The sequence below is a fragment of the Methylobacterium cerastii genome (genome assembly GCF_022179125.1).
GTDB lineage: Bacteria > Pseudomonadota > Alphaproteobacteria > Rhizobiales > Beijerinckiaceae > Methylobacterium > Methylobacterium cerastii.
This window is the reverse complement of record NZ_BPQG01000030.1, coordinates 1-20482: the sequence shown is the minus strand read 5'-3', so window position 1 is coordinate 20482 and position 20482 is coordinate 1. Positions and strand designations below refer to the sequence as shown.

Annotated in this window: 15 protein-coding genes and 1 tRNA gene; 13 read left to right on the top strand and 3 right to left on the bottom strand. The window is 63.3% G+C overall.

All coding sequences use genetic code 11. The annotated features are described in order from the left end of the window. Positions 1-202: 202 nt before the first annotated feature. Genes MFF13_RS10430 through MFF13_RS10415 form a run of 4 tightly spaced genes read left to right on the top strand, consistent with a single transcriptional unit; the run spans position 203 to position 4636 of the window. A complete protein-coding gene (locus MFF13_RS10430) occupies positions 203-631 on the top strand; it encodes a sugar 3,4-ketoisomerase (protein WP_306422423.1) in 429 nt (142 codons plus the stop codon). Beyond that, entirely contained in the window at positions 628-1734 is a 1107-nt protein-coding gene (locus tag MFF13_RS10425; protein ID WP_238272132.1) for a DegT/DnrJ/EryC1/StrS family aminotransferase, read from the top strand. The genes MFF13_RS10430 and MFF13_RS10425 overlap by 4 nt, the downstream gene beginning before the upstream one ends. Further along, positions 1731-2387, top strand: a complete 657-nt coding sequence (locus MFF13_RS10420; protein WP_238272131.1) for a DapH/DapD/GlmU-related protein — start codon at positions 1731-1733, stop codon at positions 2385-2387. Before MFF13_RS10425 ends, MFF13_RS10420 begins: the two co-directional genes overlap by 4 nt. Beyond that, the gene (locus tag MFF13_RS10415) at positions 2384-4636 is read left to right on the top strand and encodes a glycosyltransferase family 2 protein (RefSeq protein WP_238272130.1); all 2253 of its coding nucleotides are present in this window, start codon (positions 2384-2386) and stop codon (positions 4634-4636) included. The genes MFF13_RS10420 and MFF13_RS10415 overlap by 4 nt, the downstream gene beginning before the upstream one ends. A gap of 240 nt (positions 4637-4876) precedes the next feature. On the opposite strand, the gene MFF13_RS10410 is transcribed toward MFF13_RS10415, so the two are convergent. Together MFF13_RS10410 and MFF13_RS10405 are read right to left on the bottom strand one after the other, a co-directional pair. After that, a complete protein-coding gene (locus tag MFF13_RS10410) occupies positions 4877-5128 on the bottom strand; it encodes a hypothetical protein (RefSeq protein WP_238272129.1) in 252 nt (83 codons plus the stop codon). 405 nt (positions 5129-5533) lie between these two features. After that, a tRNA-Arg gene (locus MFF13_RS10405) sits at positions 5534-5610 on the bottom strand. A 438-nt stretch (positions 5611-6048) separates the two neighbouring features. Between MFF13_RS10405 and MFF13_RS10400 the strand changes: the two genes are divergently transcribed. From MFF13_RS10400 to MFF13_RS10385, 4 genes are all read left to right on the top strand, one after another. Further along, positions 6049-7011, top strand: a complete 963-nt coding sequence (locus tag MFF13_RS10400; protein ID WP_238272128.1) for an endonuclease domain-containing protein — start codon at positions 6049-6051, stop codon at positions 7009-7011. A gap of 4 nt (positions 7012-7015) precedes the next feature. Further along, on the top strand, positions 7016-7681 hold the full coding sequence (locus tag MFF13_RS10395) for a hypothetical protein (RefSeq protein WP_238272127.1): 666 nt from the start codon (positions 7016-7018) through the stop codon (positions 7679-7681). Beyond that, a complete protein-coding gene (locus tag MFF13_RS10390) occupies positions 7678-10839 on the top strand; it encodes a helicase HerA domain-containing protein (protein ID WP_238272126.1) in 3162 nt (1053 codons plus the stop codon). Before MFF13_RS10395 ends, MFF13_RS10390 begins: the two co-directional genes overlap by 4 nt. Before the next feature lie 355 nt (positions 10840-11194). Beyond that, positions 11195-11872, top strand: a complete 678-nt coding sequence (locus MFF13_RS10385; RefSeq protein ID WP_238272125.1) for a hypothetical protein — start codon at positions 11195-11197, stop codon at positions 11870-11872. Between the two features lie 77 nt (positions 11873-11949). Here MFF13_RS10385 and MFF13_RS10380 read toward each other — a convergent pair whose 3' ends face one another. Continuing rightward, entirely contained in the window at positions 11950-12804 is an 855-nt protein-coding gene (locus tag MFF13_RS10380; RefSeq protein WP_238272124.1) for a DUF429 domain-containing protein, read from the bottom strand. Positions 12805-12961: 157 nt separating this feature from the next. Here MFF13_RS10380 and MFF13_RS10375 point away from each other — a divergent pair, with 157 nt between their 5' ends. The 5 genes from MFF13_RS10375 to MFF13_RS10355 all read left to right on the top strand — a co-directional run bounded on the left by MFF13_RS10375 (position 12962) and on the right by MFF13_RS10355 (position 20427). After that, positions 12962-14533: a type I restriction-modification system subunit M gene (locus MFF13_RS10375; RefSeq protein ID WP_238272123.1), complete on the top strand. Its 1572-nt coding sequence runs from the start codon at positions 12962-12964 to the stop codon at positions 14531-14533. 23 nt (positions 14534-14556) lie between these two features. Beyond that, positions 14557-15702, top strand: a complete 1146-nt coding sequence (locus tag MFF13_RS10370) for a restriction endonuclease subunit S (protein ID WP_238272122.1) — start codon at positions 14557-14559, stop codon at positions 15700-15702. A gap of 198 nt (positions 15703-15900) precedes the next feature. Further along, positions 15901-16440, top strand: a complete 540-nt coding sequence (locus MFF13_RS10365; protein WP_238272174.1) for a protein NO VEIN domain-containing protein — start codon at positions 15901-15903, stop codon at positions 16438-16440. 148 nt (positions 16441-16588) lie between these two features. Beyond that, complete coding sequence (locus MFF13_RS10360; RefSeq protein WP_238272121.1) at positions 16589-19999, top strand: DEAD/DEAH box helicase family protein; 3411 nt, start codon at positions 16589-16591, stop codon at positions 19997-19999. A gap of 245 nt (positions 20000-20244) precedes the next feature. Beyond that, positions 20245-20427, top strand: coding sequence for a hypothetical protein (locus MFF13_RS10355; RefSeq protein WP_238272120.1), 183 nt, complete (start codon positions 20245-20247; stop codon positions 20425-20427). Positions 20428-20482: the final 55 nt, after the last annotated feature.

Here is a 20482-nt window from a genome sequence, read left to right as displayed (position 1 = left end):
CGTGAGCGGGCTGCCGACACGGCGCCTCTCCCGCATCGTCGCTTCACACAGTTGCCGATTTATCCCGAGTAGAAGCAGGATAGATAAGAAGATTAAGCGTAGGGGTTGAGGCAATTTTCGGTTGTCATTTGTGGTTGCTGATCACGAACACGCGATCTATGCTTTGCGAAGAGCCTGGGACATAGAAAAACGGCGCTGTTGCATGGAAGCGATGAGGGGTGCGGCACTTCTGGGACCCAACGTGAACGTCGATCCCCGGGGTCGGCTGGTGGCCTTCGAGGCGTTCGACAACCTTCCCTTCGTTCCCCAGCGCGTGTTCGTGATGGAAGTGGACGATGCCACCGTGACCCGCGGCGGCCATGCCAATTCCTGCGACGAGGTGATCGTGGCGCTCCGTGGGGCTGCGACGATCGCGCTGGACAACGGCGAGGAGACCGCCACGGTGCGCCTCAACGGCGATCATGCTCCGCTCTGGATCAGCGCGGGCATCCTGATCCGCCTGGAGAATTTCGAGGCAGGCACGCTGCTGCTGGTCTGTGCCTCCGAGCGCTACGGCGACACGCGCCATTACGCGCAGCCGCAGAAGGCGTTGATCACCGGCGAGGCGGCAATCGGCGGACGGGACCGGTGAACGACCTGTCGATCGCGCAGGCGCTCCCCAACCTGCGCATCGCACGGTTCCGTCAGGAGATCGACGCGGCCGTCGCCTCGGTGCTCGGTGGTGCGCACTACATCCTCGGCGCGCCGGTGGAACGGTTCGAGGCGGCCTTCGCCGCGCACGAGGGGCGCGAGCATGCGGTCGGCGTCGGTTCCGGCACGGATGCGCTGGCACTCGCGCTGCGCGCGCTGGGCGTCGGCCCGGGCGACGAGGTTGTCACCGCGGCGCTGACCTTCGCCGGCACCGCGCAGGCGATCCTGCATTGCGGCGCCCGTCCGCTCTTCGCCGACGTGGATCCCCACACCTGGTGCATCACCGCCGAGACCGTCGAGGCCGTCCTAACGCCGTCGACGCGCGCGATCCTGCCGGTCCATCTCTTCGGCTTCCCAGCCGACATGGCCGCCCTGTGCGCGTTCGCCGCGCGTCGTGGTCTCGCGGTGGTCTCGGACTGCGCACAGGCCCACGGTGCCCGGATCGGCCCGCGCCCGCTCGGCAGCTTTGGGGACGCGGCGGCGTATTCCTTCTATCCGACGAAGAATCTTGGCTGCGTCGGCGACGGCGGTGCGGTGCTCGTCGACGATCCGGTACTCGCTGGACGCCTCAGGGCGCTGCGGGAATATGGGTTCTCGCACGGCACGCGCATCAGCCGCGAAGCGGGGTTCAACAGCCGGCTCGACACGCTCCAGGCGGCGATCCTCTCCGCGCTCCTGCCCCACCTGGACGCGGGTAATCGCGAGCGCCGTGCCATCGCCGGGCGCTACCGCGCGGCGCTCGCCGGCCTCGACGGGCTCAGGCTGCAGGACGAGCATCCGGGCGGCGTCAACCACCAGTTCGCGGTGGCTGTCCCCGACCGCGGCGAACTGGCGATGCGGCTAGCCGATGAGGGAATCCGCACCGCGATTCACTACCATCCGGGCCTGCACCGCCATCCGGCGTTCGCCAATCCAAAAGCCGCGCCGCTGCCGATCTCCGACCGGCTGAGCGCAAGCCTGCTCAGCCTGCCGATCCAGCCCGAGGTGGCCGGCGCAGAAATCGAACGCATCGCGTCGGCCGTGCGCGAGGCATACGTGCGATGACGCGGCTCGTCGTCTACGGCGTCGGCTCGCCGATCCTCGGAGACGTCGAGGAGAGCGCATACCGCGCGGGCATCACGATCGTGCTCGGCGTCCGCAACGTCGCTGAGCCGAGCCGGCTGTCGTCGGAGATTCCCACCTGCGCCCCCGAGGAGGTCCCTGAAGAACTCCGCGACCTGCCGTTCCTCGTTCCGCTGTTCACGCCGGGCCATCGACAGTGGGTCGTAGGTGAGGCGCTGTCCCGCGGGTTCGTCCGCCACGCGACGCTGATCGACCCGACCGTGATCCAGCCGCGCGATCTCGAGCTCGGCGAGGGTTCCTACGTCAACGCGGGCAGCGTCTTCGGGAGCGGCAGCCGGTTCGGTGCTTACGCCTTCGTCAACCGCAGCGCGAGCATTGGCCACCATGTCGATGTGGGCCGGTACGTGTCGATCGGCCCCGGCGCGACGTTGGCCGGCGGCGTCCGCCTCGGAGACGGCGTGGTCGTCGGGGCCGGTGCGGTGGTGTTGCCCGGCATCGCGGTTGGGGCGAACGCGGTGATCGGAGCCGGCGCGGTCGTTACCCGAAACGTCGGGCCGGAATGTCTTGCCCTCGGCAACCCGGCTCGCGTGGTTCGGCAGGACATCGGCGGTCACAAGGGAGTGCGCGTTCGATGAGCGCCGAAGCGAAATTACAGCACGCAGCCATCGCCGACCGTCTGATTGTCCACCTCTACACACTATGCTGGGACGAAGCCGACATGCTCGGCTTCTTTTTCCGGCACTACGATCCCTTCGTCGAGCGCTACGTGATCTACGACGACGGCTCGACGGACGGCTCGCGCGAGATCCTGCACGCCCACCCCAAGGTGGAATTGCGCGACTTTCCCCGCACGGATCCCGATTCCTTCGTGCTTTCTCACCGGGCAATGCAGAACGAGGCCTGGAAGGAGAGTCGTCACAGGGCCGACTGGATCGTTGTTACAGCCATCGACGAGCACCTACACGTGCCTGGCCGCGCCATGGCTGACTACCTCGCTGAGGAGGCCGACCGGGGCGTCACTCTGATTCCGGCCCTGGGCTTCGACCTAAATCACATCGAGATGCCCGATGATGCGGGCTTACTCGTGGAGCGCGTCACGCGCGGGCGCCCACGCCTCGCCTTCAACAAGCTCAGCATCTTCAAGCCCGAAGCACTTCGCGAGACTGGCTTCGGGCCGGGGCGGCATGCGGCAACGCCCGAGGGCGACCTCGTCCTACCCCCGCACGACACCCTTCAGCTCTGGCACTACAAGCATCTCGGCTTCGAGCGGAACGCAACACGAGAGGCGATACAGGCCGAACGGCTCGGGCAAACAGACCGTGCGGAGGGTTTCGGCCAGCACTACCTATGGGGAAGCGACCGCTTACGCATTTTCTGGGACGAGATGGAGCGCGAGAGCATCGACCTCGCCGCCGCTGATGCGGGATCCCTGGCCATCCGGCCTCTCTGGTGGGAGGAGCAGGGGATGCGGCGAGCCAATTCGGCGCCTTTGCCACGCCTCGTGCCAGCGTCGCCGAGGGCCGTACCGACTGTGTCGGTGCTGATAAAATCATACCAGCACGCGCCCTATGTCCGGCAGACGATCGAGAGTTTGCTCGCCCAATCCTTCCAGGATTTCGAGATCGTCGTCACCGACGACGGCTCAACCGATGGGACCGCCGAAATCCTGCGCGGCATCACCGATCCGCGCATCCGCCTCGAATGCCGGCGCGAGAATCAGGGCATATCGGCGGCAATGAATGCCACCGTTGCGCGGGCGCGAGGGCGCTACCTTGCGATCCTCAACTCCGACGATTGGGCGCTGCCAGGTCGCCTCCGGCGGCAAGTTGGCTTCCTCGATGCGCATCCGGACGTCGCCGCGGTGTTCGGGATGCCCAGAGCGGTGGATGAGAACGGCCTACCGACGCAAGCCTACAACGATTTCACCGTTCCGCTGCGTTTCACCGATTTCTCCCGGCGGACATGGCTGCGATACTTATTCTTCCAAGGCAACACTCTCTGCGCGCCTACCGCGATGATCCGCCGGGAGGCCTACGAGGCCGCCGGCCCCTACGATCCGCGGCTGACGAACTTACAAGATTTCGACATGTGGATCAGGATGCTGATGGCCGGGCAGAATATCCACGTCTTGCCCGACAGCCTGACGGCGTTCCGCATCCGCGACGGCATGGCCAACGCAAGTGCCCCAAATCCCGAGGCGCGCCTGCGCTCGACCTTCGAGCATTCCATGGTCCTGCGTCGGTTCAAGGAAATGGGCGAGGTGTTGTTCTCCGAACTCTTCGACCCGGAGGAAATCACTGATCTCAAGGAGCCGCTGCCCCTGCGCTTCGCCGAGCTCGCGAGCAAGATTGATCGGCCAGAGTTCAGAAGCTTCGCCCTGCACACCCTCTACGAGGAGGCGTGCACGCCAAAGCAGCTCACTGAACTGCGCGAGTGGGGTAGTCGGATCGACGCGCTTGGCGTGCGAGGGGTCGAGGAATGCGAGAACAGGCTCCGCACCGCGGTCACCGAGCGGGAAGCGCTTGCTGCCGACCGTGACCGCAACGTCGCCACATTAAGGCATAAGGAGGAAATGCTCGCGCAGGAGCACAGAACTCTTGCAGAGCGCGACACCCAAATCGCGGAACTAAGAAAATCCCTTATCGAGCGCATCGACGCTATAGACATACTAGAGTTGAACCTAGCTTACGGGATGGCATCTCAGAAAATAGCTATGACCGCACTTCATGATGAACTTGATAATATCAAGATCCAACTGACTGCGGCGACCGAATCTTTAAACTGGATGCGATCTCGGCTAACATGGCGCATGACCGTGCCGTTCCGCCAAGTCACGAAGCATATGCGATTAATTCGGCAACGAATGAACGAGCGTCGCCTCTGAGAATAACATAGGCGGCAAAGGCATCTTGTGTATTAGGCATTCCCACGAGGGGAGCGCCGAAGCCTCGAACCGAACAGGCGCAGCATGCGGCATCGGTAGGTTCGGACTGGTTCGCCGGATCGTGTTTTCCACGAACGATGATGCCAGACGGGTATAATGCTTTGCTGACGGCACACGCCGAATTGGCGGCGCGCCTCAGCAACCACGATGAGTGGGAACTCGTTCCGCTCAGTCGCGAACTCAAGCGATGCGCCGTTCAATATCGTGCCCAACCGCGCTGAAGTCGCCCCAGCGTTTCCGGACGGCCTGCCACTCGTCGAGCTGCGAGAGCGGAAGCCGAACCTCCACCACGAGGTCATCGTCGAGCAGACCCGGGACGATTTCGGTCGTCGCGTCCGGGAACGCCGCTAGGATGGCCGCACGAATGCTGTCGATGCGATCAGCCCGATCGGCCGTGGGCTCGATGAGAATGTGCTTGATGACCCGGATCATGCCCGCTGATGGCACAACGGGCGTGCGCCGGTCAGCGAGGCCAGATGTCTCGACGCAGCGCCTGCCGTGTCAGTATCGCTTTGGTGTCCGACACAGCTCAATGCGGTCAGCCTTCGGCGTCAGGCCGCTCAAGATGCAGAGCTATGTCGCGAAGAACTCGCGCCACTAGCGGCGGCCAGGGCTCACCCTGAGCCTGAAGGAGCTTCGCTGCGTCCTAGAGCGCTGCGATCTGTGCCAGCGGGATCGGACCTCGAACTATCTGCGCATAGCGAACTAGCGCGGCGAGGGACGACGACAGCCGTGAGACCTCAGCCATTTTCTCCATGACCGAAGCCCCATGCGATGGCTATGTGGGCCGGCTGTGTGAGCCGGACCAATCCAAAAGCGCTAAGTCATTGAGAAGATTGGCGCACCCGACACGATTCGAACGTGTGACCTTTGCCTTCGGAGGGCAACGCTCTATCCAGCTGAGCTACGGGTGCTGACCGTGCGGATTTCCTAGCCGATGCGGTCGCCGCGCGCAACGGGGCAGTGTCGCGGGCGGTCGTGTATAGATCGATGGCGGTGCTCAAAGAGATAATGGCGAGTGCTCCTGCGGCGTAGATCACCCGTTCGAAGCATGTCGGGTGGCGCGGGTGATAGAGCAGTCGTCGGCAGTGGTCGGCGATGCGCTAGCAGATGCAGCTGCGGCGCGCGTTCGGCGCTCGGTATGCGCCGCGCCTGTGCCGCGTTCACTCGACAGGGGACCTGATGCCTTAACGCAGCGCCACGCGATGCAGTTTGTCGCAACCTCACGTGCCGCATGTCGGAGCGCATCGCGGTAGCCACGCGAGAGATCCTGTGCTGTAAAGTTGTCTCACGGCTTGGTGAGCCTTGGGCTCCACGGATCGAGAGAGTAGCGCGGGCTCGGGTTGCGTTCGTTGTTTCAGTCCAGCGCTTTGGCACACCCTCGCGTTTCCGCCGCTGATCTGGTCGAGAGCATCGCCAGCTTGGCTGCTGGCCAGCGCATCGTTGTTCTGGGGATCGGGATCGACGCCGTCTCCGATCTCTTGTCTGAAGCTCCGATCCTCAATCGTAGCGTGCTTCCTGTAGCTGCAGACGACGGTTCGAACGCGCCCACGATCCTCGATCGCCTTCTAAACGATCTCGCCGCCCTCGCACTTATGCGCTGGCCACGATGGCAGGGCGCCGAGGGGAGTTCCGATCCCTGGCTGAAGGCTGCATCCAGGCGCGCCGCGCACGGCCTTCCGCCGCGCTTCCGACGCACTGCACGGGAACTCGAACTAATTCGCCTCACGAACGTGATCGATTCCGCCGGCGTCATTCTGGTCTGGCAGGTCGACCCGTCCTCGGCTCTGCGTGCGGGGCCGGTCATCGAAGCCTTCGAGTGGTGCGCGAGACACGGCGTGCCGGTCGTGGCGGCGCTCCCGGCGTTATCACCCGAGGGCGCACCCTATGACCGCATCCTCTACGGAGCCTTTGCCTTTGCCCGGGCCGAGGTTCCAGCCGTCCGGCGCTTCATTTCACCGGCTGGCACCCACCCTGCGAGCGAGACCGAACGTCGGGTTGCCACCGCGCTGGAGCAGGACGCTGAGCTGACGGGCTTGTTCGCCTGCAATGCGTCGATTCCTATCGGCGCCTGGGGCGGGACGGTGCGGGTCGACCTGCTCTGTGCCACGCATCGCATCGTGGTGGAGCTCGACGGCCCCGAGCACCGGGCCGAGCCCAAGTTCGGAAACGACCGTCATCGGGACTACGAGTTGCTGACGGCAGGGTATCTCGTCCTGCGCCTGACCAATGAGCAGGTCGCCGCCGACCTGTCCCTGGTCATCGAGAAGGTCCGCGCCGTCATCCGTCTGCGGCGCGACGCGAACGGGAGTTGAGCCGATGAGCGGAACGCCGACGTCGAGACAGGTCCTCGTCCTGTGGTGCTTACTAGGCAGGGGCGGCAGCGCCCTGCAGAGCGTCCTCGCCCCACGCGTCGGCAAGGCGGATCGGGAGGCCTTGGTCGCCGGTCGCTACGTCGAGGCCACTAGACAGGGGCGCTCCGTGAGGCTGAGCGTGACGGACAGGGGCTGGGACTGGGCAGGCAAGCATCTGCGCGAGCCGCTGCCCCCTGCGTTTCGCGTGCTGCAAGACTGGATGGAACGGATCGATGCCGATCTGGCCCGATCGGGTCGGACGCTCGCCGACCTGATCGGTCCGCCCCCCGAGGAGCCGCCGGCGCCTGCCCCGAGGCCCGTTTCCGAAGTGCGCAGGCCCGCCAAGGCACGTCAGCCCAGCGCCAAGGCGGTTCGGGCACGAATCGGGGCCGCCTATCTGGCTCTGACCGGCGGAGAGACGGCGAAGGCCGTGCGACTGAGCGCCTTGCGCAGCGAACTCAAGGATCTCGACCGGGCGACCGTCGATGCCGGGCTCGCGGCGATTCTGCGCGGCGATCCGACAGCGCGACTGAGCCAGTTCAGCGACCCGAAATCCCTCGACGACGCCGAGCGTGCGGCGGCCTTCAGCCCGGCGGGCGAACCCTTCCACATCATCCGGATCCAATCATGAGCGATGCCCTCGACGCCCTGCGTGGGGTCGATTTCGACTGGGTGCGCACCCTCGACAGTATTTGGACCGATACGCTGCCGACCGGCGGCCCGAACGAGGCGCTGGTGCCGGAGATTGTCGCGGCGCTCCAGCGTGCCAAGAAGCCGGCCGATCGCATGCCAGGGCAGGTGCTCGTGGGACCGTCCGGTGTCGGCAAGACCCACGTCGTCGGCCAGATCCGGCAAGAGGTGTGGGGCTCGGGCGGCTGGTTCGTGCCCCTCGACGTGCTCGGGCTCACCGACTTCTGGCGCAGCGCGGCACTGAGCTTCGTCACGGCGCTTTTGCAGACCATGCCCGACGGTCGCCGCCAGTCGGATGCCGTGCTTGCGGGGGTGGCGCGCCGCTTCAAGGTGGAGAAGCAGGTCGAGGTCGCCTTCAACACCCCGAAGATGGATGCGCGGCGGATCGTCGATGTCCTCGTCAAGGCGCTGATGAGCGTCGATATGGGCCGCGCGCTCAAGCATCTCGACGTGTTCCGGGCCTTGTGCCTGCTGCGCTCGCAGAACCTGACCGTCGTGGCCCTCGCCCATGCGTGGCTTCAGGGCTACGATGCCGATCCGACGGAGCGGGCTGCCCTCGGCTTCACGACGCCGCCGCCGGCCCCTGTAGATCTCGTGCGCGGCATGTGCTGGATCATGGCGCTCAGCGGGCCGACCCTCGTCGCCGTCGATCAGATCGACGGCCTGATCGAGAGCAGCCGGCTCGCGGCCGAGGACGGTATCGAGGCGGAAGCAGGCCTCGCGCAGGTGCTCGCCGCCGGGTTGCTGGAGGTCCATCTCGTCTGCGACCGCAGCATGACCGTTGTGACGTGCCTGGAGGAGTCCTGGGATCGACTGGACGCACGCGCCCTGACACCGATGAAGGGTCGATTTACTGAAGCTCAGACGCTCCGAGGCATGACTGATCAGGCCGCCGCCGCCGCGCTCATCGTGGGCCGCCTGCAACCGGCTTATGCGGAGGCGGACTTCGCACCGTCATTCCCGACGTGGCCCTTCAGCGATGGTGCCATCGCGGCGGCAGCAACTGGCGGCTTGATGCCCCGCACACTGCTCATGAAGTGCGACGCCTTCCGCCGCCATTGCCTCGCATCGGGCAAGGTCACCATCTGCGAGACCCTCATCGACAGGCCGGAAACCGAGGTGGAACCGCTCCCGCCCGCTGCGTTCGACCTCGCGGCCATGGCCGCGCAGGCCGACATCGCCAGCATCGCCGGCGATGAGGATACGTGGCTCGGGCAGTTGCTGCGGGACACCTTCGACCTCTACGCCTTGGAGGACGATCCGGACGACGCCCTCGACGTCGTGAGCAAGGGCGAGCCGGACCAAAAGATCCCGCCGCTGCACGGGCGGCTGATCTTCATCCACCGCGAGGAGAACGACCGCGAACGGCATGTCTGCTACCGGGCGCTCCAGCACCAGAACGCCATCGCGTTTCAGGCCCGGCTGAGGGCGGCGCTCACGGCCTCCGGTATCTCGGCGCGCATCGCCGATCGAGAGTTGCTGCTGGTCCGCCGTGGCCCGATGCCTGGCGGAGCCAAGACGAAGCAACTGGTCGAAGCGTTCATCGCGGCGGGAGGCAAGCCGATCGCCCCGTCCGACGACGACTTGCGGGTCTTCGTCGGCCTGCGCGACCTGAGGACGCGCGCGCAGGTCGCGGGCACCTCCGACACGTTCGAGCGCTGGCTCCGGGCCGAGAAGCCGATCGCGCGGACAGCCTTCTTCGAAGCCGCCGGGATCACGCATACGCAGGCGGAGGACGGGGTGCCGAGAGCGCAAACCCCCGACGCACGCCTCGCGCCGCCGCCATCCCTTCTTAGCGCGTCCCCTCCCCCTGCCGCGATCATCCATGAGGCTGAGGCGCCGGCGCCCGAAACCCGGCCAGCGGCGATCCCGGTCGGCCATAGGATCAGCCCCGACGCCTCGGAGGTCGACCTGCCCCTCCGCCTCCTGTCCCGCCATACGGCGATCATCGCAGGTTCGGGGTCGGGCAAAACGGTGCTCCTGCGCCGCCTCGTGGAGGAAGCGGCGCTGGCCGGCCTTCCGGCCATCGTGATCGATCCGAACAACGACCTGTCGCGGCTGGGCGAGCTCTGGCCGGAACGCCCGAAGACGTTCACGCCCGAGGACGCTCGGAAGGCCGAGCGCTACCGCACCGACGTCGATGTCGTGGTCTGGACGCCGGGTGTGCATGCCGGCAACCCACTGTTCCTGTCCGTCCTGCCCGACTTCTCGCAGCTCGGCGCGGACAGGGACGAGCGCCAGCAGGCGATCGAGATGGCTGCGGAGACCCTCGGGCCTCTCGCGGGCGCCAAGACCAATCTACTGCGCGGTGTGCTGGCCGGCGCGCTCGAGCACTTCGCCGGCCGGGGCGGCGGCACGCTCGCCGACTTCACGGCCCTGCTCGCGGACCTGCCCGATGGGATCAGCCCGATCGGCAATGCGACCAAGCATGCGGCCGGCATGGCCGACCAGCTTCATGCCGCAGTGGCGACAAACCCGCTTCTGAAGGTGGAAGGCACGGTGCTCGATCCGCGCCACCTGTTCTACGGGAGCGATCCGGCGCGCACGCGCATTTCGGTCGTCAACCTCTCGGGTCTCGCCTCGGACGCCGCCCGCGAGGACTTCGTGAACCGGCTGCAGATGACGCTGTTCGGCTGGATCAAGAAGAATCCCTCCCCGCACGGCATGCTCTACGTGGTGGACGAGGCGCAGACCTTCCTGCCGTCGCAGCGCGCGGCGCCGAGCCTCGGCAGCGGCATCAAGCTCGTGGCGCAGGGGCGCAAATACGGGCTCGGGATGATCGTCGCGACACAGGTGCCTCGCGGCATCCACAATCAGGTGGTCTCGAACTGCACGACGCAGTTCTTTGGCCGGCAGAGCGCACCCGCAACCATTGCGGCCGCCCAGGAGATTATTGCAGCCAGCGGCGGCACCGCCACAGATATCGGTAAGCTGGGGGCCGGCGAGTTCTATTTCGCCACCGAGGGTTCTGGACGGCCGGCCAAACTGCGCACGCCGATCTGCCTCACCTACCACCCGGCCAACCCACCGACGCCGGAAGAGGTCGTCCAGCACGCCAAGCGTTCGGCCGCCACGTGCAAGGCCCAACCTCAGGCATGAAAACTCGGCTTCTCCTCCGCCCGTTCGCGCATGCTTCAGCAATCCCCGAAACGTGTGCAGCCCGCCGACTGGATGGATGAAGGCTCCTGCGGCAAAGGTCGAACATTCGAATCGTGTCGGGTGCGCGAGCGCTGCTCGCGAGCGGCGTTGGAGCCGGCAATGTGCCCCAGATGCGGACGACACGCGGTATGCTCTCCCGGGGGGCACTGGGCACGCACTTGAGGCACAGGCGCTGCCAGCGGGGTGCGCTGCACCTGTGCCGTCGCAGGCGAGCTGGATTAATTCACAGGCTCGCTGCCTTCCAGCTCCTCCCCCCCCTCCCCCCACGGTGTTCTGACAATTACAAATGCAGACGATGACCCTCACCGAAGCGCTACAACGATTCAATCGGAAAGAGCGCCACTGGCTCGTGCGAGATGCTCTCGGACCAGCTTCTGCTCGGCTAGGCGAAAATTTCGCGGACCGTGTTCAAGCTGCTATACGATTACGCGATCAAAGTTTTAAAATTGATCGCGGTGCATGGTGGGCTATTGATTTTCATATCGATTGGCTCGTCGCCGCTCTTCACATGCTTCGGCACGGATCAGAGACAGTCGCAATTCCGCAATTGAACGCGCCGATGATAGTTACTGGTAGCCAGCAAGATATTGATTTGGTGATTGCATCAGAATCAACGCTTGTGCTGATTGAAGCAAAAGGCGTCGGGTCATGGGCTGGCGCCGGACTTGACTCAAAAGTCGCGCGCCTCAGCGCGCTTCCATCCTCTGTAGTCAATTTGGACGGAAAATCTGGTGAAATTCAACTGCATTTTGTGCTTTGCTCTCCTGGAAAGCCCCCTTGTCTTGATACAAGTGCATGGAACTCCTGGATGAAGACGGATCAAGGCATTCTTCACATCGATCTTAATGTGGTTGCAGAGGCCGGACAATTTTTACGAGTCCAACGATGCAGTGAAGCAGAATCCCCAAATGATAAATGGACTCATTGGCAAGCTATCAATGATTTGAGAAGCAATAGTCTCGTCAATAAATAATTCGTTTGCTACCCGTTGTATAAAAATTGAAAAACAAGAACTTTACGCTAAGTCCCCATGTTATCTTGGATCGCATATTACATTTGAATACCACTTTCGAGGTCCACGTCGATGGGCACTCCGGCTCTATCTGCTGCAACCTTAAGCCGGACACGAACGTCCGCGCTCGCCGGTGTGATCATGTAGCCAGTCGTTCGGTCGCCGATCATCATCGACGTGGTGCGTGGCGCTGTATGCCAGTGAAGGCCGATCAGGGCGCATAGCACAGCGTCGAGCCGGTCTTGATCCGCCTTGCGCGGGGTGGCGATCGTCGAGACGTTGTCGACCCATTCTGTCAGCCCGATTACCCGATTTGCTATGGCGATGCGGCGCACGGCGGCAATCACGGCGTGCCACCCGGTGAGCGTAAAGGTCTTGCGGCGGCCCGGGTTGTAGCGCGGTCCGAGCAGCCTGCCACAGAAGGCTGGCCCCAGGGAGGGCAATGCCAGTGCGGGGAAGACCTCCATTAGGAACAGCCCTGCGGTCGCACTCCGCGACCCCTCGGGATCCTCCATCGCCCCAAGTCGCTCTTTGAAGCGCCAGACGGGGGCGGCATCGTCGAACATGCCGATCTTGGAGCGGTTCGCCGGCTGCACGCCGCCGCCGAGCCAGGAGATTAGAGACGCAGCAACGCGATCTACCGGCCGTAGGCTGGTCTGGTTCGGGACGATCGTCGGCTGGTCGAGAGCGACGACGCGCAGGGCGCTGACAGATGCCTCTGCCTCAATGACAGCAAGGGCTCCGTCGAAGGAGACCAGAGTCGGCGGAACGAGGCTGCGCCGGCCGTCGCAGGCGATGCGGATCACGCTGATCGCGCCTGGTGCCTTCGGACTGTCCGTCCAGGCCGAGTCGAAGCCAATGAGGCTGGTCGTGCCCGCTACTTCATCGCTCATTGGCCTACCTTGACGTGTCCTCACTTCGAGGTAGCGATTGGCATACGCCTACACTGTCGCTCACGTGCAACCTCACGGAGAAATCGAGCGCGCTAAGCCGCGCTGCGTTGCAGTCCATCGTCGGCGCGTGACACAAAGCCGGTCCAGGGAGGCCGGAATGCTCACGGGCGAACTCAAAAACAAGATCGACGCGGTCTGGAACGCATTCTGGTCGGGTGGCATCGCCAACCCGCTCGAGGTGATCGAGCAGATCACCTACCTGCTGTTCATCCGCGGCCTCGACGACGCGCATACCCGCGAGGAGAACAAAGCGAACCGGCTAGGCAAGCCGATGGAGCGGCGGATTTTTCCGGCGGGGAAGGATGACATCGGTAAGGCCGGCGGCCTCGCCTACGAGGAAATGCGCTGGTCGCGGTTCCGCAACAAGGCGCCGGCGCAGATGTTCGCGATCGTCGCCGACCACGTCTTCCCCTTCATCCGCACCATGGCGGGTGCGGACACAGCGCACGCGGCGCACATGAAGGACGCGCGCTTCACCATCCCCACGCCGGGGCTCTTAGCGAAGGTCGTCGACCTCCTCGCCGACATCCCGATGGAGGATCGCGACACCAAGGGCGACCTCTACGAATACATGCTCGGCAAGATCGCGAGCGCGGGCCAGAACGGCCAGTTCCGCACGCCGCGCCACATCATCGAGCTGATGGTCGAGATGATGGCGCCCGGTCCGAAGGACGTGATCTGCGATCCGGCCTCGGGCACCTGTGGCTTCCTCGTCGGCGCTGGCGAATATCTGCGAGACAATCACCCTGGCATCTTCCGCGACGAAAAACAGCGGAAACACTTCCACGAGGGGATGTTCCACGGCTTCGACTTCGACGGCACGATGCTGCGCATCGGCTCGATGAACATGCTGCTGCACGGCGTCGAGCAGCCGGACATCCGCTACAAGGACTCTCTGGCCGAAGAGCATGGCGGCGATGCCGACCGCTACTCGCTCGTGCTCGCCAACCCGCCCTTCGCCGGCTCGCTCGATTACGAGACGACAGCCAAGGACCTCCAGAAGATCGTCAAGACGAAGAAGACCGAGCTGCTCTTCCTCGCGTTGTTCCTGAAGCTCCTGAAGCCCGGCGGGCGGGCGGCCGTCATCGTGCCGGACGGCGTGCTGTTCGGCTCCTCCACGGCGCACAAAGCGATCAGAAAGATGTTGGTGGAGGACCACCGGCTCGACGGCATCGTGAAGCTGCCCTCGGGCGTGTTCCGCCCCTATGCCGGCGTCTCGACCGCGATCCTACTGTTCACCAAGACGAACTCCGGCAGCACAGATTTCGTGTGGTTCTATGATCTTAAGGCCGACGGCTTTTCGCTCGACGACAAGCGCACGCCACTGCTGCCGGCGGAAAAGCTCGGCGTGGCCCCCGGCAAGGACGCCAGGAGTATCTCTGGCTTTACGTTGTCCGACGAGGAGACCCTCAAGAACAACCTGCCTGACGCCGCTTCGCGCTGGGCGGAGCGGGTGGGGACGGAGCGTGAGCGCGCCAGGGTCGAGCAGAGCTTCTGTGTGCCCAAGGCTGAGATCGCGGCCGCCGATTACGATCTCTCTCTCAACCGCTACAAGGAGATGGTGCACGCGGCAGCTGAGCACCGAGCGCCGAAGGAAATCATCGCGGATCTAAAAGTGCTGGAGCTGGAGATTTTGGAAAGCTTAAATGAGTTGGAGGGGATGCTTTGAGTTGCGCATTTCCGGTTCAGCGCTTGGGTGATATAGCGCAAAGCATCGATTATGGCTTAACAGCATCAGCAATTTCGGAAAACACAGGCAATAAATTTCTTCGCATTACTGACATACAAGATGGCGCCGTCGATTGGTCCAGTGTGCCATTCTGTGATGCAGCAGAGGCTAAACTTCGATCAGCGATATTAAACGATGGAGACATCGTCTTTGCTCGAACCGGGGCTACAACTGGTAAAAGTTTTCTAATAAAAGATCCGCCACAAGGAGCTGTTTTTGCGTCATACCTCATAAGGGTTAAGCCGTCGCGATCGGTGGATGCGAGCTTCCTTGCTCATTTTTTCCAATCTTCTAAGTATTGGGGCCAGATAAGGCTTAAAACACAAGGCGCGGCTCAGGGGGGCGTCAATGCAACTAGCCTAAGTGGCCTTGAAATACCTCTCCCGCCGCTTGACGAGCAACAACGGATCGCGGCGATCCTGGACAAGGCGGACGCGCTGCGCCGGAAGCGCAAGCGCGCGTTGGAGTTGCTTGGCGGACTAACACAGTCGGTTTTTCTGGAGATGTTTGGGAACCCGATTACCAACTCAATGGGGTGGCCAACCGCTACGCTCGGATCGATTTGCGATGTTCGAGATGGCACGCACGAATCACCTAAATATGTAGCTGATGGCTTTCCTTTGCTAACTTCGAAGAATTTTTCGAACGGGAAAATAGATTTCGACGGTGCAAAATTTATATCGGAAAACGATTACATTAATATAAATAGAAGATCCAAAGTTCACAAAAATGATATTGTTATGCCTATGATTGGCACTATAGGCTCGCCTGTTCTAATTAACAGGGAGCCAAATTTCGCGATCAAAAATGTTGCTTTGTTCAAATTCCAGAAGTCGAAAATGGTGCCTGAGTTTGTTCACGCTTTATTAGCTGGCCCTCTTCTGCTGAAGAAAATATCCGATGCGAGCCGTGGCGGGACACAGAAGTTTCTATCTCTAGGTGATCTTCGATCGTTGGTGGTTCCGCTACCGCCGAGACATCTACAAGAGAGCTTTAAGAAGGTAGATGCTTGTAATATTAATCTCATAATAAATTTAGATATAGAGCAATTATCTCTGAACGAATTATTTATCTCGCTCCAGCGCCGCGCCTTCTCTGGCCAGCTCTAACCATGGTCAACGCAGTAGCAGATACCGACTAAACGGACACGCAAGACGATCTGATCGTAGCCGACTACTTTGACATGCTCCGGCCGGAGCTAAGCAGAGAGCTCGTCGTCAAGGCCCACCGCAACGCCGCGCTGCAGGCGCTGACGGCACGCAGCCGCGGCTCGATCAGTTCAAGCAGAGAACATCAGCGCCGTGCTGATGCACCTCGGCATGCCCTGTATCCAGGGCTACAAACCGATGGCAAACTTCCAGCGCGCTCTGATCGACGGCGTCGAGCGCTATCTCGGCGCCCGCCCGGCGATGTTCGACAGCCCGGTCGTCGCGACGCACACGGCGGGCCTCAGCGAGACCGAAAGCCTGTTCTTCTATGCGCCGCCGACGCCGGGCTTTCAGCCGACGCCTGCGCCACTGGAGCGGATCGTTAAGAAGTTCGATCCGGCGCTGAGGGATGCACACAACCGGGCGCTCGGCCGGCAAGGCGAAGAGCGCATCTTGCTTCATGAACGGGCGAGTTTGCGCGCCGCCGGCAGGGCCGATCTCGCGCGCATTGCGCGGGTCGCGCAGGAAGACGGGGACGGCGCCGGCTATGACATCCGCTCGTTCGACCTCTCGGGGCGCGAGCGGCTGATCGAGGTCAAGACGACGATCGGGCAGAGCACGACGCCATTCTTCCTCCCCAAAAACGAGCGCGCATTCGCCCAGGAGCGGACCGACGCGTTCCGCATCGCGCGGCTCTAAGATTTCGCGCGCCAACCGCGCGCCTTCGAACTCGCGCCGCCGCTCGACAGCCTCGTGATGCTGAGACCAGCGACGTGGCGCGCCGAATTTTAACCTGATACAATCTGCAACTTGCGATTTCACGTTTCGCCGGGCAGCTTAGCGCTGCATGTCCAACTTCGCCTTCCTCCTCCCGGAATTTCCGCACGTCCACGAGGCGGCGGCGGAGGCTGAGCGACAAGCGGCGGCTTCACCCACGGCAGCCGCTTTCTTCTCCGGCAAGGCGGTCGAGGTCGCGGTCAAGTGGGCATTTCGCAACGATCCGTGCCTGACGCTGCCCTATCAGGATAATATCGCGGCACTGCTGCACGAGCCGAGCTTCAAGCAGCTCGCTGGACCGGCGGTCTTTGCCAAGGCGAAATACATCAACACCTTACGCAACCGCGCGGTGCATGAGGAGAAGACGGTTTCTCCCGGCGACGCCACAGGGGTTGTGAAGGAGCTGTTCCACGTCTGCTTCTGGTTCGCGCGGACCTACGCGCGGGGCCAGCGCCCAGCGGATGGGCTTGCCTTCGACGTCAGCCAGCTGACCCGCAGGGACGACGTCGTCAAGCGCGCCTTCGTGCAGCTCCAGAAGCAGCAGAAGGACCTCGAGGCCAAGGACGGCGAGCTGACCAAGCTGCTCGTGAGCCAGACGGAGCTCGACGCGGAGCTCAAAGCCTTGCGCGCCGAGGTAGCGGCTGCGCGACAGGCCAATGCGGCCGTTCCCGACCATCACGACTACAAGGAAGCCGAGACCCGCGACCGCTTCATCGACCTGCTGCTGAGGGAAGCCGGCTGGACGCTGGACAAGGCGGAGGACGTCGAGTTCGAAGTCGCCGGCATGCCCTCGACCAGCGGCGTCGGCTTCGTCGACTACGTGCTCTGGGGGCTGGACGGCAAGCCGCTGGGGCTAGTGGAGGCCAAGGCTACAAAGCACAGCCCGGAGAAGGGGCGGCAACAAGCAAAACTCTACGCCGATGCGCTGGAGGCCCGGTTCGGCCAGCGGCCGGTGATCTTCCTGTCGAACGGCTACGAGCACTGGATCTGGGACGACCTCAGATCACCGCCGCGCGCCATCGGCGGCTTCTACAAGCGCGACGAGCTGGAACTCGTGATCCAGCGCCGCACGAGCCGGAAGGCGCTGGCAGCTGAGAAATTGAACCGAAAGATCGTCGAGCGGCCCTATCAGCACCGGGCGATCAGAGCGATCGCCAAGAGCTTCGAGGAGCACTCCGAACGAAAGGCGCTGCTCGTCATGGCGACGGGTTCCGGCAAGACCCGCACGGTGATCGCTCTGGTCGATCTCCTGATGCGTGCGGGCTGGGTGAAGCGCGTGCTGTTTCTCGCCGACCGCACAGCACTCGTGAAACAGGCTGTGAACGCCTTCAAGGAGCATCTACCAGACTCAGCGCCTGTCAATCTCGTGACCGAGAAGACCGTCGAGGGCCGCGTGTTTCTCTCCACCTACCCAACGATGATGAACCTCATCGACGGAAAAGCTCAAGGGAAACGCGCGTTCGGCCCCGGCCACTTCGATCTCGTGGTGATCGATGAGGCGCACCGCTCCGTCTACCAGCGCTACTGCGCGATCTTCGCATATTTTGACAGCTTCCTCGTTGGCCTGACCGCGACCCCACGCGAGGACGTCGACCACGACACCTACGCGTTGTTCGATCTTGAGGACGGCGTGCCGACCGACGCCTACTCGCTCGACGAGGCGGTGCGTGACGGCCATCTGGTGCCACCCGAAGCGATCTCGGTGCCACTCAAGATCATCCGTTCAGGGCTGCGCTACGACGACCTCTCCGACGCGGAGAAAGAGCAGTGGGACATGCTGGAATGGGGAGAGGAGCAGATTCCCGACAGCGTGGAGGCAGCCGAGATCAACAAGCGGCTGTTCAACGAGGACACAGTCGACCACGTGATCGCGCATTTTATGGAGAAGGGCGTGAAGGTCGAGGGCGGCGATCGGCTCGGCAAAACGATCGTGTTCGCCAAGAACCAGGCGCATGCCGAGTTCATCGAGAAGCGCTTCAACGCGGCCTATCCGGAGCACAACGGCCACTTCGCCCGCATCGTCACTTACAAGGCCGACTACGCGCAGAGCCTGATCGACGACTTCTCCGAGAAGACCAAGGCCCCGCATGTCGCGATCTCGGTCGACATGCTCGACACCGGCATCGATGTGCCGGAGGTCGTCAACCTCGTGTTTTTCAAGGCCGTGCGCTCGAAGACGAAATTCTGGCAGATGATGGGCCGCGGCACGCGGCTTTGCCCGGACTTGTTCGGCCCCGGAGACGACAAGGTGTTCTTCCGGGTGTTCGACTACTGCGGGAATCTTGAGTTCTTCGGCGCGGATCCTGAGATGAAGGATCCGGGCGCTGCAGCGTCGCTCTCCGAGCGCCTATTTGCGGCGCGGCTCGATCTGGTGCGGGCGCTCGACGACAAGCGAGGCACGTCCGCCGGCATGGAGGACGAGGGCGCACCTTGCGACGCTAGGGAGACTGCGCCGCCGAGTGAGCATAAGGTCCGCGTCGATGCCGTCACCCAGCTGCGCGAGACGATCGCCGGCATGAATCTCGACAACTTCGTGGTCCGCCAGCGCCGGCGGACGGTGGAGAAATATCAGGAAGCCGCCGCCTGGATCTCGATCGGCGACGAGGCCCGCGATGAGCTTGTCGAGCAGGTCGCGCCGCTGCCGACCGCCAAGCGGCACGGGACCGAGGAGGCGAAGCGGTTCGACCTGCTGATGTTCTCACTCGAACTTGCGCTGCTGAAGGGCTTGAAACGGCTCGCAACGCTCAAGACGCAACTGCTTGAGATCGCATCCGCACTCGAGGAGCAGACCGCCATCCCCGGCATCGCCGCGCAGGCCGTGCTGATCGAGGAGATCCAGACCGATTTTTGGTGGGAAGGCGTGACCGTCCCGCTGCTCGAACTCGTGCGTCTTCGCCTGCGTGACCTGATCCAGCACATCGAGAAGCGCAAGCGCGCGATCGTCTACTCCGACTTCGCCGACGAGATCGGCGAGGGGGTGGCCCACGATCTCCCGCAGGTCGGCGAGATCGACTTCGTGCGCTTCAAGGCGAAGGCGCGCTCATTCTTGAAGAAGCACGAGGACCACATCGCGCTCAGTCGGCTACGCCACGGCAAGGCGCTTACGGCAACCGATCTCGTCGAGCTGGAGAAGATGCTGGTCGAGGCCGGGATAGGGGATGCCGAGGCCATCGAGTGGGCACGCAAGGCCAGCGCTGGCTTCGGGCGCTTCGTGAGATCGCTGGTCGGACTGGACCGGCAGGCCGTCAATGACGCCTTCGCTGAGTTCCTCGGTGGTGGAACGGCAACGCGAGAGCAGATTGAGTTCATTGGCCTCGTCGTCGACCACCTGACCGCGCAGGGCGTGATGGAGCCGGGCCTGCTTTACGAGAGCCCGTTCACAGACGTGGCACCACAGGGACCGGAGCAGGTCTTCGACGACGTTAGGACGACGCGGCTGTTCGAAGTGATCGACGCGCTCAACCAGAGTGCGGTGGCATAGGGGCCTGTCGAGTGCTGCGGTGGTTGCCCGTCAAGTCTGTGCGATCGCACCAATCAGCCGCCCCCCCCCAACGCTCGACATCAAGCGCTCGGATCAGCGATCCGACTCGGTTCCGGGATCAACAAAATCAATGCCTTATTAAAAAGTTCATTTTTCGACGAACACGCCTCCCCCAACTCGCTATAGACTATGGGTCAGGCTCCTCTGAGCCATGGCGCGCTCGATCCGAGCATCAGAGCAGGCAGATGCAGAAGAATTCACGCACGAGCATCGAGAGCATCCTCGTGATCGAACAGGTGTTCGCGGACCTCAAGTTCAGCTGGGAACAGGAGATGATGCGTCTCGCACTGGCAGCGTATGTAAAGGGCGGACCAATTCCAGGCCGCTGTGGCGGAGTAAAACCAGGCCAGTGGCGGCCGGCAGCTTGAACGATGAAGGGGCCCGATCGGGCGCCTTCATCGTTCAAGCTGCCGGCCGCCACTG

Coding starts and splice junctions, on each gene's coding strand:
- MFF13_RS10365 (WP_238272174.1), top strand. CDS start 15,901: ATGCACCTCGGCATGCCCTGTATCCAGGGCTACAAACCGATGGCAAAC.
- MFF13_RS10360 (WP_238272121.1), top strand. CDS start 16,589: ATGTCCAACTTCGCCTTCCTCCTCCCGGAATTTCCGCACGTCCACGAG.
- MFF13_RS10390 (WP_238272126.1), top strand. CDS start 7,678: ATGAGCGATGCCCTCGACGCCCTGCGTGGGGTCGATTTCGACTGGGTG.
- MFF13_RS10375 (WP_238272123.1), top strand. CDS start 12,962: ATGCTCACGGGCGAACTCAAAAACAAGATCGACGCGGTCTGGAACGCA.
- MFF13_RS10415 (WP_238272130.1), top strand. CDS start 2,384: ATGAGCGCCGAAGCGAAATTACAGCACGCAGCCATCGCCGACCGTCTG.
- MFF13_RS10420 (WP_238272131.1), top strand. CDS start 1,731: ATGACGCGGCTCGTCGTCTACGGCGTCGGCTCGCCGATCCTCGGAGAC.
- MFF13_RS10395 (WP_238272127.1), top strand. CDS start 7,016: ATGAGCGGAACGCCGACGTCGAGACAGGTCCTCGTCCTGTGGTGCTTA.
- MFF13_RS10430 (WP_306422423.1), top strand. CDS start 203: ATGGAAGCGATGAGGGGTGCGGCACTTCTGGGACCCAACGTGAACGTC.
- MFF13_RS10410 (WP_238272129.1), bottom strand. CDS start 5,128: ATGATCCGGGTCATCAAGCACATTCTCATCGAGCCCACGGCCGATCGG.
- MFF13_RS10380 (WP_238272124.1), bottom strand. CDS start 12,804: ATGAGCGATGAAGTAGCGGGCACGACCAGCCTCATTGGCTTCGACTCG.
- MFF13_RS10355 (WP_238272120.1), top strand. CDS start 20,245: ATGCAGAAGAATTCACGCACGAGCATCGAGAGCATCCTCGTGATCGAA.
- MFF13_RS10385 (WP_238272125.1), top strand. CDS start 11,195: ATGACCCTCACCGAAGCGCTACAACGATTCAATCGGAAAGAGCGCCAC.